Raw genomic sequence first — 15,057 nt, 5'->3', positions numbered from 1 at the left:
AGTCCGCATCGCTTCTTAGAAACCCACGGTTGCCGAGAGCAACAGGGTCCGTGGCGTCGCCAGGGTCAAGCCCGGCTCGCTGTCGTCCGAGGCCCCGGCCGAACTCCAGTAACGCTTGTCCAGCACGTTCTCGACATTGGCGCGCAAGGTGATGTCCTTGTCGTCGAGCTTGAAGGCGTAGCGCGCGCCCAGGTCGAAACGTTCCCAGGAGTCGATTTCCTTGCTGTTGGCCTGGTCCAGGTACTGCGAGCTGGAGTAGATGCCGCGTGCGGTCAGGGTCAGGCCCTGGACCTTCGGCACGTCCCACTCGGCCCCCAGGTTGACGTTGTACTTCGGCGTGGCCGGCGCGCGGTTGCCGTCGAAGGTGCCGTTGGTGGTGTCCTTCAGTTCGCTGTCGATGTACATCACCCCGCCCAGCAGGCGGAAGCCCTTGAGCGGTTCGCCGAACACGCTGAGCTCGACGCCGTCGTTCTGGCGCTTGCCGTTCGGGCCGAAGACCCGGGTGGTGGCGTTGGTCTCGTAGGCCGGCTGCTTGATGCGGAACACCGCGGCGGTCAGGGCGAAGGCCCCGGCGTCATACTTAGCGCCGGCCTCGACCTGGCGGCTGATGAACGGCGGGAAGATTTCGTCTTCGTTGATCGAGGTCGACGGCGCGATCTTGCCCTGGCTCAGGCCTTCCATGTAGTTGACGTACAGCGACAACTGATCGGTGGCCTTGAACAGCAGGCCACCCGAAGGCGAGACCTTTTCCTCGTCGTAGGCGGTGTCGCCTTTGACGCCGTCGCTCCAGTCGTCGACCTTGACCCGCTGCCAGCGCGCGCCGAGGGTCAGCAGCAGGCGGTCATCGAAGAAGCCCAGGGTGTCGGACAGCGCCACACCGCTGAAGCGGTTCTCGGTGTAGACCTTGGGGTCGAAGCGCGTCGGCCGCGACGGGGTCGGCGTCGGCCGCGGGTTGTAGAGGTTGCTGGGGGACGCGGCATAGCGCGCGCCGCCGTTTTCGAAATCCATGTAGAAGTAGCTGGCCGCCAGGTTGACCTCATGGCTCACCGGGCCGGTGTGGAACCAGCTGCGCACGCCCGCCGTGGTGGTGCGCACGTTTTCGTCGCGGGTGAAGTCGCGCGGCTGCACGCTGAAGTCGCCGGCGTCGTTGGTGATCGACACGGCATGCCGGAGGAAGTCGTGGTTGCTTTTGCGCGCGCCGACGCCGCCGTACAGCATGATCGAGTCGTTGACGTCGTATTCGGCATTGACCGTGCCGAAGGTGTCCTTGGTGCGTGCCTTGCTCCAGGACTGCGCATAGTTGTGCCGCACATCGTCCGCGTCCGGCACCTTGGCGTTGGCGCCTATCTGCACCCGCTCCTGGGGCGCGTCGGTGTCGCGCTCGGTGTGGCCGATGTCGGTCGACAGGCGCAGGCGTTCGCCACGGAAGTCCAGGCCCAGCACGGCCATTTCACGATCGACGCTCTGGTGATCCCATTCGGTGTCGCCAGACTGCTTGACCGCGTTCAGGCGCACGCCGAACTTGTTGTCCTCGCCGAAGCGCCGGCCAATGTCCACCGCGCCGCCGAGCTGGCTGTCGGAGGCGTAGCTGCCGGTGAATTCGGTGATGGGCTTGTCGGTGGCGCGCTTGGGCACCACGTTGATCCCGCCGCCGACGCTGCCCCGCGGCGAGATGCCGTTGATCAACTGGGTCGGGCCCTTGAGGATGTCCACCCGGTCGGCCATTTCCATGTCGATGGTGTAGGTCGGCAGCACGCCGTACAGGCCGTTGTAGGCAACATCGCTGTTGAACAGGCTGAAGCCGCGGATGGTGAACTGCTCGTAACGGCCGCCCGCCGGGTTGGTGGCGCGCACCGAGGGGTCGCTGGCGATCAGGTCGCCGAGGGTCCGCGCCTGCTGGTTCTTCACCACGTCGCTGGTGTAGGTGGTCATGCTGAACGGCGTTTCCATGAAGTCCTTCGAGCCCAGCAGGCCTTGCGAGCCACGGCGTGCGACCTGGCCGCCGGCGAAGACGTCGCTGTCGGTCGCGCCGCTGGCGCCGAGAATCGAAGTCGGCGCCAGTTGCAGGCTACTGCCTTGCGGCGCCGGGGTCAGGATATACGCCTGCTCGCCCACCGGTTGCAGTTGCAGGCCGGAGCCTTGCAGCAAGCGGGCAAAGCCCTCCTCCACCCCGTACTCGCCGGACAGGCCGCTGCTGTTGCGGCCGCTGACCAGCTGCGGGTCCACCGACAGGTTTACCCCGGCAAGGCCGGCGAAACGGGTCAGCGCGGCGCTCAGCGGACCGGCCGGCACCTGGTAGCTGCGCCGCGCAGCGTCGTCGGCCCAACTGGCCTGGATGAATAACGGGCTGGAACTGAGTGTCAGGATGAGGCCCAACTGCAACAGTCCGGGGGAAACCGGACGCAAACGGTATGGCAATACTACGGGCATGGGAGGAAGCTCTCGTTTTTTTGTTCACTTACCTGGAATGACCGGCGAGGCGAAAAAAAGGGACAGGCTTCAGCCAATATTTTTTTGCGGGGTGTTTGTCGGCGGGGTTTCTTTTGCCGAAGTCAGGGTGACCCAATAACGGGTGCGCGAATGCACCTCCAGCGGCAGGCTGGCGGCCAGCAGCGACAGCACGCGGTCGGTGTTGTCGAGACGGAAGCTGCCGGTGACGCGCAGGGCTTCCAGTTCCGGTTCCCAACGCAGCAGGCCCGGGCGATAACGACCGAGCTCGCGCAGGAAATCCCCCAGGGGCTGGTTCTGCGCCATCAGCACGCCGTCGCGCCAGCCCGGCAACTGCGCGTCGAAGGCATCGATCTGCCCGGCGCCATCCACCTGCAGCCGCACCCGCTGGCCTTCGCGCAACTGCAGTTGCGGGCCGAACAAGGGTTGCAACTGCACCGAGCCGCTGACCACCGACACCCGGCAATCGTGTTCATTGAGGCGCACGCAGACTTCGCTGCGGCTGACGACGATGCGGCCATAAGGCGCCTGGATGGTCAGCGGCGCGCTGCCGATGACCTTGAGCGCCATCTCGCCGCGCACCAGGGTCACCTGCCGGGCGCCCAGGTCGACGTTGACCGCGCTGGCGGTGTTCAACTGCAAGGCGCTGCCATCGGCCAGGGACAATTTGCGATGTTCGCCAGTGCCGGTCTGCAGGTCGGCGCGCCATACGTCCAGGGGCAGCTGGCGCCCCAGCAGCCAGGCGGTCGGCACCAGCGCGGCGACGCCGAGGGCGCGCTTGAGTACCGCGCGCCGCGACGGCTCGGGACGATCCAGGGTGGCCAGCGCCAGGGCCGAGGGTAGCGCGGAGAAACGCTGGCGCAGCAGCTGCGCTTTCTGCCAGGCGCTTTCGTGACGGCTGTTGCTGTTGCGCCAGTGCTGCAGGCGCGCGTGATCGTCGGCGTTGGCCGCGCCGGACTCCAGCAGCGCCAGCCACTGGGCCGCCGCGCGGGCCACCTCGCGGGTTTCGCTGGACGGCGCCGAGCGCATCACAGCTCCACCAGCAGGCAGTGTTCGTAGGCCTGGGCCATGTAGCGCTTGACCGTGCGCTCCGAGACGTCGAGGCGTTCGGCGATCTCGCGGTAGCCCAACCCTTCCAGCTGGCTCCAGAGAAACGCCCGGCGCACCAGGGGCGGCAGGCCGTCGAGCAGTTCGTCGAGGGCTTGCAGGGTTTCCAGCAGCACCCAGCGCTGTTCCGGGGACGGCACGCTGTCTTCGGGCAGGCTGGCCAGCGCGTCCAGGTAGGCCTGCTCCAGTTTGCGCCGGGTGTAGAAGTTGCTCAGCAGACGCTTGCCCACAGTCACCAGGTAGGCCCGCGGTTCGCGCAGGTCGACCAGCTGCTGGGAGCTGGTGAGCACGCGCAGGAAGGTGTCCTGGCTCAGGTCCGCCGCATCCCAGGCGTTGCCCATGCGCTGGCGCAACCAGCTCTCGAGCCAGCTGCGATGGTCGCGGTACAGGGCATGTAGGCTTTGCTCCGGTGGCGTCGCTGCTTCAATCATGTCAAGAGCCCTGCGCGAAGGATTATTCAAATGAGACTGATTCTAATTAATATTCATAAGGCAAACCAAGTCCTTTCGTGTGATTGGGTTCTGGTTTTCGTCTGCTGGGGAACATCGGCGGGTGCTCTGGAACCATGGTCCCAGGGACTGAAGAGATCCAGGTGAAGCACCCGGTCGGCTGCTGAAACAGCGCCCGGCCCCTTGCGGGCCGGGCGCGGGTGCGCGCTTACACGCCCATCAGCGGGTCGCTGATGCTGTGCGCACCGGTTTCCAGGCGCCCGGCCAGGCGCCGCAGCCAGCCGCCCTCGCCGCGCAGGGTCAGGTCGTACCAGCCGCCGCTGGCCTGGCAGGCGAACATCTGGTGGACCTCGCTGCGCCCGGGCACGTCGAAACGCCATGGCCCCTGATGGGTGTAGGGGCAACGCTCGATGGTGATCGATACCGGCTCCTTGCCCGGGTTGCTCAGGGTCAGCTGCAGGTTGTTGCCGCGGCTGAACATCGACACCTCGGGCTGGCGCTCCAGCAGGTTGCCGTGGAAGCTGCGGTGGAAGCCGTTAGGCCCCAGCAGCCACAGTTTGTAGCGGCCCGCGGTCTGCCAGCTGTCCTTGAGCTGCTTGCCCGCCTCCACCGTATAGCGACGGGGAATGTCCAGCAGGTGCAGGCGATCGTAGACATGGAACACCGCACCCTGCTCGCCGCTGTTCTGCAGGCTCAGGGTCAGGCTCAACGCCTTGCGCTTGGCCTTGGCCTCGACATTCAGCCGATATGGCAAGGCCCGCGATGGCCGGGCCACGCGTTGCTGCTGCGGCAGTTGCTGGCGGCTGGGGTCCGGCAGCGGCACCTGGGCCAGTTGCTCCTGGCGCTGGCGCAAAAGGTCCGCGGCCTGGCGGGTGGTGGTGTGCAGCGGCGGGAGGATTTCGCTGTTGGGATTGACGAAGTTGAAGGCCGAAGTCAGGTCGCCGCACACGGCACGGCGCCAGGCGCTGATGTTCGGCTCGCGCACGCCGAAGCGCTTCTCGAGAAATTGCAGGACCGAGGTGTGGTCGAACGCCTGGGAGTTGACCCAGCCGCCACGGCTCCAGGGCGACAGCACCAGCATCGGCACCCGCGGGCCGGGGCCGTAGATGCCGCCGTCCGGACGCGGTTGCTGGGTGGTCCCCGGTGGCGCCGGGTGGGTGAACACCTCACTGTCGAAATCCACCGTGGACTTGCCGGCGAAGCTGCCGTCCAGGCGCCGTGAAGGTGCCGAGGGCGACGGCAGATGGTCGAAGAAACCGTCGTTCTCGTCGTAGTTGACCAGCAGCACGGTCTTGCTCCAGACCTCGGGGTTGTCGGTCAGCGCCTTGAGGATTTCCTGGGTGAACCAGCCACCCTGCACCGGGCTCGACGGCCCCGGGTGCTCGGAATAGGTGGCCGGGGCGACGATCCAGCTGACCTTGGGCAGCTTGCCCTGCTGCACATCGTTGCGGAACCCGGCGATCATGCCCTCCAGGTCGCTGCCGCTGCGCGCCGGCAAGGTGTTGCCGTTGCCCTTGTACAGCGGCACCCGGGCATTCAGCGCATCGCTGTACGGCACGAAGGCGGTGAAGTCTTCCGGCGGCTGCGCCGGGTTGCCGGCCGCCACGCTGGCGCGGCGGTACTGGCGGAAACCGGCCAGCGGGTTGTCGCCGAAGTTGTCCGGCAGGTACTGGTAGATCTTCCAGCTGACGCCCCGCTCTTCCAGGCGCTCGGGGTAGGTTTTCCAGGTGTAGCCGACGTCCACCGCGCCCGGGCCGTCCCATTCGTTGACCACCGCCGCCACGTTGGCGCCGGTCGGGCCGTTGGTGCCGGTCCAGTGGAACAGGCGGTTGGGGTTGGTCCCGGCGTGCACCGAACAGTGGTAGGCATCGCACAGGGTGAAGGTGTTGGCCAGGGCGAACTGGAACGGCAGCTCCTGCTCGCTGTAGTAGCCCATGGACGTGTTGGTCTTGAAAGTCGGCCAGGCGCTCATGCGCCCGCTGCCCCAGGCCGCGTGCTCGTCGATCCACGAATGCGGCGTGCCGTTGACCCGCTGCGCGTTGCCCCGCGAGCTGTCCAGGTGATATGGCAACACCACTCGCCCAATGCCCTGCTGCTCCCACACCGAACGCTTGCCGGGCAGCGGGATGGTGAAGCGGTCGCTGAAACCGCGGACCCCGGGCAAGGTGCCGAAGTAATGGTCGAAGGAGCGGTTTTCCTGCATCAGGATCACCACGTGCTCGACGTCACGGATAGTGCCGGTGCGGTTGTTGGCGGGGATCGCCAGGGCCTGACGGATGGAGTCTGGCAGTAAGGTAAAGGCCGAGCCGATGGCGGCGGCCTGCATGAGCTTCCTGCGAGTGAGAGTAGGCATACGCGGTTGAATTCCTTGAAGTTACAGGGCGGGAAATAGCGACCCACGCAAAGTAGTGACCTCAAGTAACAAGCAAGTTACACGGCGGTTGCAGGCTGCGGTCAAGGCATTCACAGATCTTGATACAGCCGCATTAACTCTCTAAACCGATGATTTTTAATTACATTTCTAAATAAAGAATATTTCGTGAACTTCATCCCGAGTTGCTCCTTGTATTCGGAAAAATGTGACGGCGTTCTGCTTTAATCCTATTTGCACAATGCCACTACTTCAGTTTGCAAGGAGCAATCATGGACTCGACCCAGCACTACGAGGGGGAAAGGAAGCGCATCGAGAACCGCCGTACTGCATTGGGTCTCAAATACCTTGCCGCGCCGGCCGGCCAGCCTCCCAGGATCTGGGGGCTGGCGCTGTCCGGGGGCGGCATCCGCAGCGCCACCTTTTGCCTGGGGGTGCTGCAGGCGATGGCCCGGGCCAATGCGCCGGAACAGGCCAACCCACGACCGTCGAAGACACCGCAAGACAACCTCACCACCACCCTGCTGCCGCGTTTCGACTACCTCTGCACGGTCAGCGGCGGCGGTTATATCGGCAGTTTCTTCTCCAGCCTGTTCATCCCCAATCGCCTGCGCCGGGAGCAGGCCCAGGAGCGCGCCGAAGCCTCGCCCCTGTCGCCCGCCCAGCAAGCGGCCAGGACCGCGGCGGTCAACGCCTATGAGGTCCTGCACTACGAGCCGCCGGGACGTATCAGCACCCACACCGACTACGCCAGCGTCAGCGACAAAGACATCGGCAAGGGACCCACGGCCTGGCTCCGGGAGAACGGCCGCTACCTGACCCCGACCGGCTCGGGGGACGCGCTCTACGCCCTGGCGATCACCTGGCGCAACTGGCTGTCGCTGCACTTCGTCATCGGCATGCCGATCGTCCTGATCCTGTCGTTGCTGATGCTGTTGCAAGTGAAGTACCTGCCCAATCTGTTCCTGCTGCCCGGCGCGGTGTTCCTCCTCGGCTTGCTGCCCTGCTGCCTGGCCTACTGGCTGGTGCTGCCGAAAAACAGCCTGAGCAATCCTCCGGCCCTGAGCAACCTGGCGGCCGTGGCTTGCACGGTGATGGCACTGGTCTTCATCGGCATCTGGGCCGTGCTGCAACAGCCGGACGACAGGCCCAACGTGCGCCACCTGTTCCTCGGGTTCGCGGCCATCGCGCTGCTGGGCATCGCCTACGCCTGGCTGCTGATCTGGCGCCTGAAATACCGCACCCGCAAGGCCAACGACGAAGACGGGATCTTTACCGTGCGCAACTACCGGGTCGAGGTCACCCGGGTGCTGTCGCAGATCATCATGGCTCTCGGGGTACTGCTGTTCGCCGCGTTCCTGGTGTCGCTCTCCGAAACAATCTACCTGCACCTGCAGACCCTGACCCAGGGCTCCATCGGCATTCTTCCGCTGCTGATCTGGCTGGTGCGCCGCCTGGCGCTGTTGCGGGACGAGAAGAGCCTGCCGGACTGGCTGCGCCTGCTACCCCTGGAGGTCATGAGCCTGGTCGGTGGCCTGCTGTTGCTGGCGGCGGTCTGCCTGGCGTGGATGCTGTTCGTGGTGTGGTTCGCTGCCGATGGCAGCTTCAACCTGCTGGAAAACGGGCATGTGCTGCGGCTGGCCCTGCTGGCCGGGGTGGCGGCGGCCCTGACCTGGGTCAGCAGCCGCTTCGTCGGTTTCCTCAATACCTCGTCGTTGCAGTCCTACTACAGCGCGCGCCTGGTCCGCGCCTACATGGGCGCCACCAACGGCAAGCGCTTCGACGGCACGCCCGAGCAACGGCGCAAGCACATGAGCGTGGCCGAGCCACTGAGCAACGACGACATCAGCGTCGAGCACTACTACGGCACGCCGAACGCCGGCCCGCTGCACCTGATCAACGTGACCATGAACCTCACGGTCGACCCCGCCGAACAACTGGTGCAGCGCGACCGCAAGGGCAAGCCGCTGTGCCTGGCCCCGGGCAGCGTCAAGGGCGAAGGGGCCTTCATCCTCGATGGCAAGGTCTATCAGCGCGACCTGGAGAATATCCCCGCTTCGGAAATCGCCTACCCGCTGACCATCGGCCAGTGGATCGGCGTTTCCGGCGCGGCCTTCACCACCGGCCTGGGGCGCGCCACCAGCCTGGGCATGTCGCTGCTGCTGGGCCTGGCCAACGTGCGCCTGGGCAACTGGTGGCCCAGCCGCTTTATCGACGCTAAACCGGAAAAGCCCAGGCAATCCCTGGGCCTGAAGCTGTCGCGCTGGCTACCGACCCAGACCTACCTGTTCTACGAACTGACCGCGCACTTCCATGGCCATCGGCGCGCCTATCAGTACCTCTCGGACGGCGGCCACTTCGAGAACACGGCGGCCTATGAACTGCTGCGCCAGGAGCGCCAGGTCGAGCTGATCGTGATGTGCGACTGTGGCTGCGATCCCGATTACCGGTTCGACGACCTGAGCAATCTCATCCGCCTGGCGCGTATCGACCACGGCCTGGAGATCAGGGAAGACGCAGAGATCACCGGGGACGATGTACTGGGCAAGGTGTTCGGGCGCATGGAGGACTTCAAGATCGCGCCGTCGCCGGCGGACCCGCATTGCGCGCTGCTGCTCAACGTCTACGCCTGCACCGAGCCGGACACCCTGGTCAGTCGCATCCTGGTGCTCAAGCCCCGGCTGATCCCCTCGGTATCGCCGGACGTGCAGAACTACGCGCTGATCAACACGTCCTTCCCCAACCAGCCCACCGTCGACCAGTTCTTCGACGAGGCGCAGTTCGAAAGCTACCGCCAGCTCGGCTTGAGCATCGGCCAGCAGGTCTTCGGCAAGGGGGTCAACGGCGATGCCATCGCCCAGGCGCTGTGGCGCTACCTGCGCGAACACCCTGCGGGAAGCGCGCATGAGGATGACCAGCCCAAGCCGCCGCGGCCGAGCCGCAATGGCCAGCGCCGCCCTTCGGCAGACAGGCATCCCCGCGCATGACACTGGAAATGGCGCCGACCCTGCGGGCCCGCGGTCAGGAACAGCTCAACGCTGGCCGCGGCGCAGGGTCTCGCTCGGCAGTTCCTTGAACAGCGCGCGGTAGCTGCTGGAAAACCGCCCGAGGTGCCAGAACGACCAGCGCATGGCCACCTCGGCCACGGTGGTTTCGTCCGGACCGCGGCGCAGCAGTTCGCGGTGCGCACTGTTCAGCCGGCGCAGGCGCAACCACTGGGTCGGCGCCATGCCGGCGAAGGCCTTGAACGCGCCTTGCAACTGGCGCAGGGAAACCCCGGCCACCTGCGCCAACTCCAGCAGGTTGAGGCTGTCTTCCGGGCCGTCCGCCGCCCACTGCGCCACCCGCTGCATGATCGCCCGCTCCTCGGCGCGCCGGCGCAGGCCGCCACCGTCCAGGCGTACGCAGGCGTTGTCGAGGATAAACAGGCAGTCCTCGAGCAACTGCTGGGTCAGGGCTTCGCGGCTGGGTGGGTCGAGGGTCTGCGACAGTCGGGTCAGGGTCGTGCTGAGCCAGCGGCTGAACAAGGCGTTCTGCCCGCAGTTGAGCGGCGCCAGGAACAGGCCGTCGAGGCGCTGCGCGTCGAGGCCATGGCCGCGGACGAATTCCGGGCCGAACACCACGGCGATTTCCTGGTAGTTCTCCGGGGTGATCCAGATGTTGCGGCTCTCGCCGTTGAGCAGGTACAGGGCGTTGTCGCTGCGATCGAAACAGAACGCCAGGGAGTCCTGCGGCGCGCTGAAATTCTGCTCGACCCGGGTGTTCATGCACTCCTCGTAGATCTGCACCCCTTGCAGGTCCAGATAACGCACCTGCCCGGCGAAATGCCCGGGCGACATCTGCTGGTAATGCTGCACCCAACCCGGGGTGGCACGGATCTGATCGGCCACATCGAAGGTGTTGAAGGCCTGGACCTGGAGAGCTGTCGACGCTGTCATGAAGGGACCTTGCGCACTCTTTTGGTGCGCTTTGGTGCTGCTTAAAGTGGATAGATGGAACCGCGAGGCTTGCCCAAGATAGTCGTCAACGCGCCACAGGGGAAGCCTTGATGGGCGACTCCAAGTGCTGGCGCGTCACCGACAATCATTGACGAGGTCCTTATGAATGCCCCTTTCGATCAGCTGTCTACCTGGCTGAAAGAACACAAGATTACCGAAGTGGAGTGTGTGGTCAGCGACCTGACCGGCATCGCCCGCGGCAAGATAGCGCCCACCAACAAGTTCCTGCATGAGCGAGGCATGCGCCTGCCGGAAAGTGTGCTGTTGCAAACGGTAACCGGGGACTTCGTCGACGACGACATCTACTACGACCTGCTGGACCCGGCGGACATCGACATGGTCTGCCGCCCCGACGCCTCGGGCATTTACCTGGTGCCCTGGGCCATCGAGCCGACCGCCATCGTCATCCACGACACCTTCGACAAGTTCGGCAACCCCATCGAGCTGTCGCCGCGCAACGTGCTGAAGAAAGTCCTGCAGCTGTACGCCGACAAGGGCTGGCAGCCGATCGTCGCGCCGGAGATGGAGTTCTACCTGACCCAGCGCTGCGAAGACCCGGACCTGCCGCTGAAGGCGCCGCTGGGCCGCTCCGGCCGGGCCGAAAGCGGACGCCAGTCGTTCTCCATCGACGCCGCCAACGAATTCGACCCGCTGTTCGAGGATGTCTACGACTGGTGCGAAGCCCAGGGCCTGGACCTCGACACGCTGATCCACGAAGACGGCCCGGCGCAGATGGAAATCAACTTCCGCCACGGCGACGCCCTCGACCTGGCCGACCAGATCACCGTGTTCAAGCGCACCCTGCGCGAGGCCGCGCTCAAGCACAACGTCACCGCCACCTTCATGGCCAAGCCGGTGGCCGACGAACCTGGCAGCGCCATGCACCTGCACCAGAGCGTGGTCGACAGCGCCACCGGCAAGCCGATCTTCGCCGACGCCGAGGGCCGCATGAGCGAGCTGTTCCGCCACCATATCGGCGGGTTGCAGAAGTACATCCCCCAGGTGCTGCCGATGTTCGCGCCCAACGTCAATTCGTTCCGCCGCTTCCTGCCGGACACCTCGGCGCCGGTCAACGTCGAATGGGGCGAAGAGAACCGCACCGTCGGCCTGCGGGTGCCGACCTCCGGCCCGGAAGCCATGCGCGTGGAAAACCGCCTGCCCGGCGCCGACGCCAACCCTTACCTGGCCATCGCCGCCAGCCTGCTGTGCGGCTACCTGGGCATGGTCGAGGGCATCGAGCCGAGCGCCGCGGTGGAAGGCCGAGCCTATGAGCGGCGCAACCTGCGCCTGCCGATCACCATCGAAGACGCCCTGACCCGCATGGAAGAGTGCCCGACCATCGAGCGCTACCTGGGCAGCAAGTTCGTGCGCGGCTACGTCGCGGTGAAACGCGCCGAGCACGAGAACTTCAAGCGCGTGATCAGTTCCTGGGAGCGCGAGTTCCTGTTGCTCAGCGTCTGAGGCCTGCGCGATTCGGGCGCTGCCGCGCACACCGTTGTAGCCGCTGCCGAGCCTGCGAGGCTGCGATCGATGGCGCAGCCATCGCCAGACCGTCGCACGCGGTGTACCTGATGCAAGGCGGTTGCCGGGTTTACGACGGCTGCGCCGCCGATCGCAGCCTCGCGTTGCTCGGCAGCGGCTACAGGGCTACAGGGCTTCATGAATTTGGCAAACCAATAACAACCGCAAAAAGGGGTATCGCTATGCGTCTATGGAAACCAGTGGTTCCGCTGGCCCTGACGGTGCTGTTCGGCGCCACGGCCCAGGCCGAATCGACAGTCAGCGTGTACAACTGGACCGACTATATCGGCGAGACCACCCTCGCCGACTTCCAGGCCAAGACCGGGACCCGGGTCATCTACGACGTCTTCGACTCCAACGAAACCCTGGAGGGCAAGCTGCTGGCCGGGCGCACCGGCTATGACCTGGTGGTGCCGTCCAACCACTTCCTGGCGCGGCAGGTCAAGGCCGGGGCCTTTCTCAAGCTGGACCGCGCGCAGCTGCCGAACTGGCGGAACCTCGACCCGAAACTGCTGGCCCTGCTGGAGCAGAACGACCCCGGCAACCAGTACTCGGTGCCTTACCTGTGGGGCACCAACGGCATCGGCTACAACGTCGACAAGGTCAAGCAGGTGCTGGGCATCGACAGCATCGATTCCTGGGCGGTGTTCTTCGAACCGGAGAATCTGAAAAAACTCAGCCAGTGCGGGGTGTCGATGATGGACTCGCCGGACGAAGTGTTCCCGGCGGTGCTCAACTATATGGGCCTGGACCCGCGCAGCGAAAACCCCGCGGACTACAAGAAAGCCGAAGCCAAGCTGCTGGCGATCCGTCCCTACATCACCTACTTCCACTCCTCCAAGTACGTCTCGGACCTGGCCAACGGCAACATCTGCCTGGCCTTCGGTTATTCCGGCGACGTGTTCCAGGCCGCCAACCGCGCCAAGGAAGCCAAGAACGGGGTGAAGATCGCCTATTCGATTCCCAAGGAAGGCAGCAACCTGTGGTTCGACCTGCTGGCGATCCCGGCGGACGCCAGCAATCCCAAGCAAGCCCATGCCTTCATCAACAACCTGCTGGACCCGCAGGTGATCGCCAAGGTCAGCGCCTATGTCGGCTACGCCAACCCCAACCCGGCATCGCAGCAATACATGGACCCCGAGCTGGTGAACAACCCCGAGGTCTACCCACCCCAGGCGGTGCTCGACAAGCTGTACATCTCCAGCACCCAGAGCCCGCAGACCATGCGCCTGATGACCCGCGCCTGGAGCAAAGTGAAGTCCAACCAATGAACCAGCACAGCCCTGCACAACACACCCGCTCCTACTACGCCGCCTCGGCCAACACGCTGCCGGACTACCCGCCGCTGAATGCCGACCTCAGCGCCGATGTCTGCGTGATCGGCGGTGGTTTCACCGGGGTCAACACCGCCATCGAACTGGCGCAGCGCGGCCTCTCGGTGATTCTCCTGGAAGCCCGGCGCATCGGCTGGGGCGCCAGCGGGCGCAACGGCGGGCAACTGATCCGCGGCATCGGCCACGACGTCAGCGGCTTTGCCCGCTACGTCGGCGCCGAGGGCGTGCGTTACCTGGAGCAGGCCGGCATCGACTCGGTGGCGCTGGTCGGCCAGCGCGTGCGCGAGCACGGCATCGACTGCGACCTGCGCTGGGGCTTCTGCGAGCTGGCCAACACCCCGGCCCAGTTCGCCGCGTTCCAGGCCGAGCAGGAACACCTCGCGGCCCTGGGCTACGTGCATGAAACCCACCTTGTCGCCCCGCAGGACATGGCCCGGGTGGTGGCGTCCTCGGCCTATGCCGGGGGCCTGGTGGACATGGGTTCCGGGCACCTGCACCCGCTCAACCTGGTGCTCGGCGAAGCCGCCCTGGCACGGACGCTGGGGGTGCGGATCTTCGAGCAGAGCCCGGTGCTGGAGCTGATCCACGGCGACAGCGTGCGGGTGCGTTGCGCCAGCGGCACGGTGCGCGCCGCAAGCCTGGTGCTGGCCTGCAACGCCCACCTGGATGACCTGGAGCCGCGCCTTGCCGGCAAGGTGCTGCCGGCGGGCAGCTACATCATCGCCACCGAGCCCCTGGCGCCCGCCCTGGCCGCCGAACTGATCCCGCAGAACCTGGCGCTGTGCGACCAGAAGGTCGGCCTCGACTACTACCGGCTCTCGGCGGACCGGCGCCTGCTGTTCGGCGGCGCCTGCCACTACTCCGGGCGCGACCCGGCGGACATCGGCGCCTATATGCGGCCGAAGCTGCTCAAGGTGTTCCCGCAGCTGGCGAATGTGCGCATCGACTACCAATGGGGCGGCAAGATCGGCATCACCGCCAACCGTTTTCCCCAGGTCGGGCGCCTGCGCCAGTACCCCAATGTGTATTACGCCCAGGGTTACTCCGGGCATGGGCTCAACGTCAGCCACTGGACCGCGCGCCTGCTGGCCGAGGCCATCCACGCCGGGCACAGCCAGGGCCTGGACATCTTCAGCGCAGTGCCGCACATGACCTTCCCTGGCGGCCCCGCCCTGCGCGCGCCGCTGCTGGCGCTGGGCATGCTGTGGCATCGGTTGCGTGAGGTGCTGGGCTGAAAGCTCAACGGCTTTGCCCGCGGTTTCTCGGCTGAGGCGCCCGACGCCTTCGCCGGCAAGCCTGGCTCCTACGCAAGCGCGTGCCAGCCGCACATTAGCAAACGCCCTCCGACCCCGTAGGAGCCAGGCTTGCCGGCGATGGCGATTGCAAAGACGCCGCCGACAGCTCACTGCGAAGATTGCCATTCAAGCTGGCCTGATACCTCGCGCGATGCGAAGATGCGCGCCGCAAATCGGCTTGCTAAGGAATGGCATCATCAAAGCGCTCACTGCTCTCGTCCTGCTCGGCACACTCGTCCTCTCGGGCTGCGGCACCCTGATAGCCCGCAGTCAGTACAGCTCCTACGACCTCTACAAAGGCACCCAGGAAAATATCCAGCTGCTGACCATGCGTGGCGCCAGCGGCTATGACGGCTACACCACGATGTTCTGCTGGGTGAGCATCGTCTGCCCGCTGGTGGCGGTGGTAAGCCTGCCGGTGGATGCGGCGGTCGATACCGTGCTGCTGCCCTACGACGCCAAGGGCGTTTATTACTGAAGCCGCGGCCGGTCGCTGGCGGCATGGGTGAATGGACTGCCGCTGTCATCTCTGAC

The 15,057-nt window shown here is 65.7% G+C and carries 10 protein-coding genes; 5 read left to right on the top strand and 5 right to left on the bottom strand.

Going from position 1 to position 15,057, the window contains the following annotated elements; all coding sequences use genetic code 11:
- Positions 1 to 15: 15 nt before the first annotated feature.
- The 4 genes from AC07PQ_RS20805 to AC07PQ_RS20790 all read right to left on the bottom strand — a co-directional run bounded on the left by AC07PQ_RS20805 (position 16) and on the right by AC07PQ_RS20790 (position 6,357).
- Positions 16 to 2,430 (bottom strand): TonB-dependent siderophore receptor, encoded by a 2,415-nt coding sequence (locus AC07PQ_RS20805; RefSeq protein ID WP_493186347.1) that lies wholly within the window; start codon positions 2,428 to 2,430, stop codon positions 16 to 18.
- A 69-nt stretch (positions 2,431 to 2,499) separates the two neighbouring features.
- Positions 2,500 to 3,477 (bottom strand): FecR domain-containing protein, encoded by a 978-nt coding sequence (locus AC07PQ_RS20800; RefSeq protein ID WP_493186348.1) that lies wholly within the window; start codon positions 3,475 to 3,477, stop codon positions 2,500 to 2,502.
- Complete coding sequence (locus AC07PQ_RS20795; protein ID WP_007925423.1) at positions 3,477 to 3,986, bottom strand: sigma-70 family RNA polymerase sigma factor; 510 nt, start codon at positions 3,984 to 3,986, stop codon at positions 3,477 to 3,479. Before AC07PQ_RS20795 ends, AC07PQ_RS20800 begins: the two co-directional genes overlap by 1 nt.
- Positions 3,987 to 4,212: 226 nt before the next feature.
- The gene (locus AC07PQ_RS20790; RefSeq protein WP_493186349.1) at positions 4,213 to 6,357 is read right to left on the bottom strand and encodes a phosphocholine-specific phospholipase C; all 2,145 of its coding nucleotides are present in this window, start codon (positions 6,355 to 6,357) and stop codon (positions 4,213 to 4,215) included.
- A 290-nt stretch (positions 6,358 to 6,647) separates the two neighbouring features.
- Between AC07PQ_RS20790 and AC07PQ_RS20785 the strand changes: the two genes are divergently transcribed.
- Positions 6,648 to 9,362, top strand: coding sequence for a patatin-like phospholipase domain-containing protein (locus AC07PQ_RS20785; protein ID WP_493186350.1), 2,715 nt, complete (start codon positions 6,648 to 6,650; stop codon positions 9,360 to 9,362).
- A gap of 45 nt (positions 9,363 to 9,407) precedes the next feature.
- Here the strand turns inward: AC07PQ_RS20785 and AC07PQ_RS20780 are convergent, their stop codons facing one another.
- The gene (locus tag AC07PQ_RS20780) at positions 9,408 to 10,313 is read right to left on the bottom strand and encodes a helix-turn-helix domain-containing protein (RefSeq protein WP_007925420.1); all 906 of its coding nucleotides are present in this window, start codon (positions 10,311 to 10,313) and stop codon (positions 9,408 to 9,410) included.
- A 162-nt stretch (positions 10,314 to 10,475) separates the two neighbouring features.
- Here AC07PQ_RS20780 and AC07PQ_RS20775 point away from each other — a divergent pair, with 162 nt between their 5' ends.
- The 4 genes from AC07PQ_RS20775 to AC07PQ_RS20760 all read left to right on the top strand — a co-directional run bounded on the left by AC07PQ_RS20775 (position 10,476) and on the right by AC07PQ_RS20760 (position 15,001).
- Positions 10,476 to 11,834 (top strand): glutamine synthetase family protein, encoded by a 1,359-nt coding sequence (locus tag AC07PQ_RS20775; protein ID WP_053261308.1) that lies wholly within the window; start codon positions 10,476 to 10,478, stop codon positions 11,832 to 11,834.
- 242 nt (positions 11,835 to 12,076) lie between these two features.
- Positions 12,077 to 13,165 carry a polyamine ABC transporter substrate-binding protein gene (locus AC07PQ_RS20770; RefSeq protein WP_493186351.1) on the top strand — a complete coding sequence of 363 codons (1,089 nt, stop codon included), beginning with the start codon at positions 12,077 to 12,079 and terminating at the stop codon, positions 13,163 to 13,165.
- On the top strand, positions 13,162 to 14,463 hold the full coding sequence (locus AC07PQ_RS20765; RefSeq protein WP_493186352.1) for an NAD(P)/FAD-dependent oxidoreductase: 1,302 nt from the start codon (positions 13,162 to 13,164) through the stop codon (positions 14,461 to 14,463). Before AC07PQ_RS20770 ends, AC07PQ_RS20765 begins: the two co-directional genes overlap by 4 nt.
- Positions 14,464 to 14,701: 238 nt before the next feature.
- The gene (locus AC07PQ_RS20760) at positions 14,702 to 15,001 is read left to right on the top strand and encodes a YceK/YidQ family lipoprotein (RefSeq protein WP_493186353.1); all 300 of its coding nucleotides are present in this window, start codon (positions 14,702 to 14,704) and stop codon (positions 14,999 to 15,001) included.
- Positions 15,002 to 15,057: the final 56 nt, after the last annotated feature.

It is taken from the genome of Pseudomonas sp. GW821-FHT09E12 (genome assembly GCF_059416085.1).
This window is presented reverse-complemented; position numbering and strand designations above follow the sequence as displayed.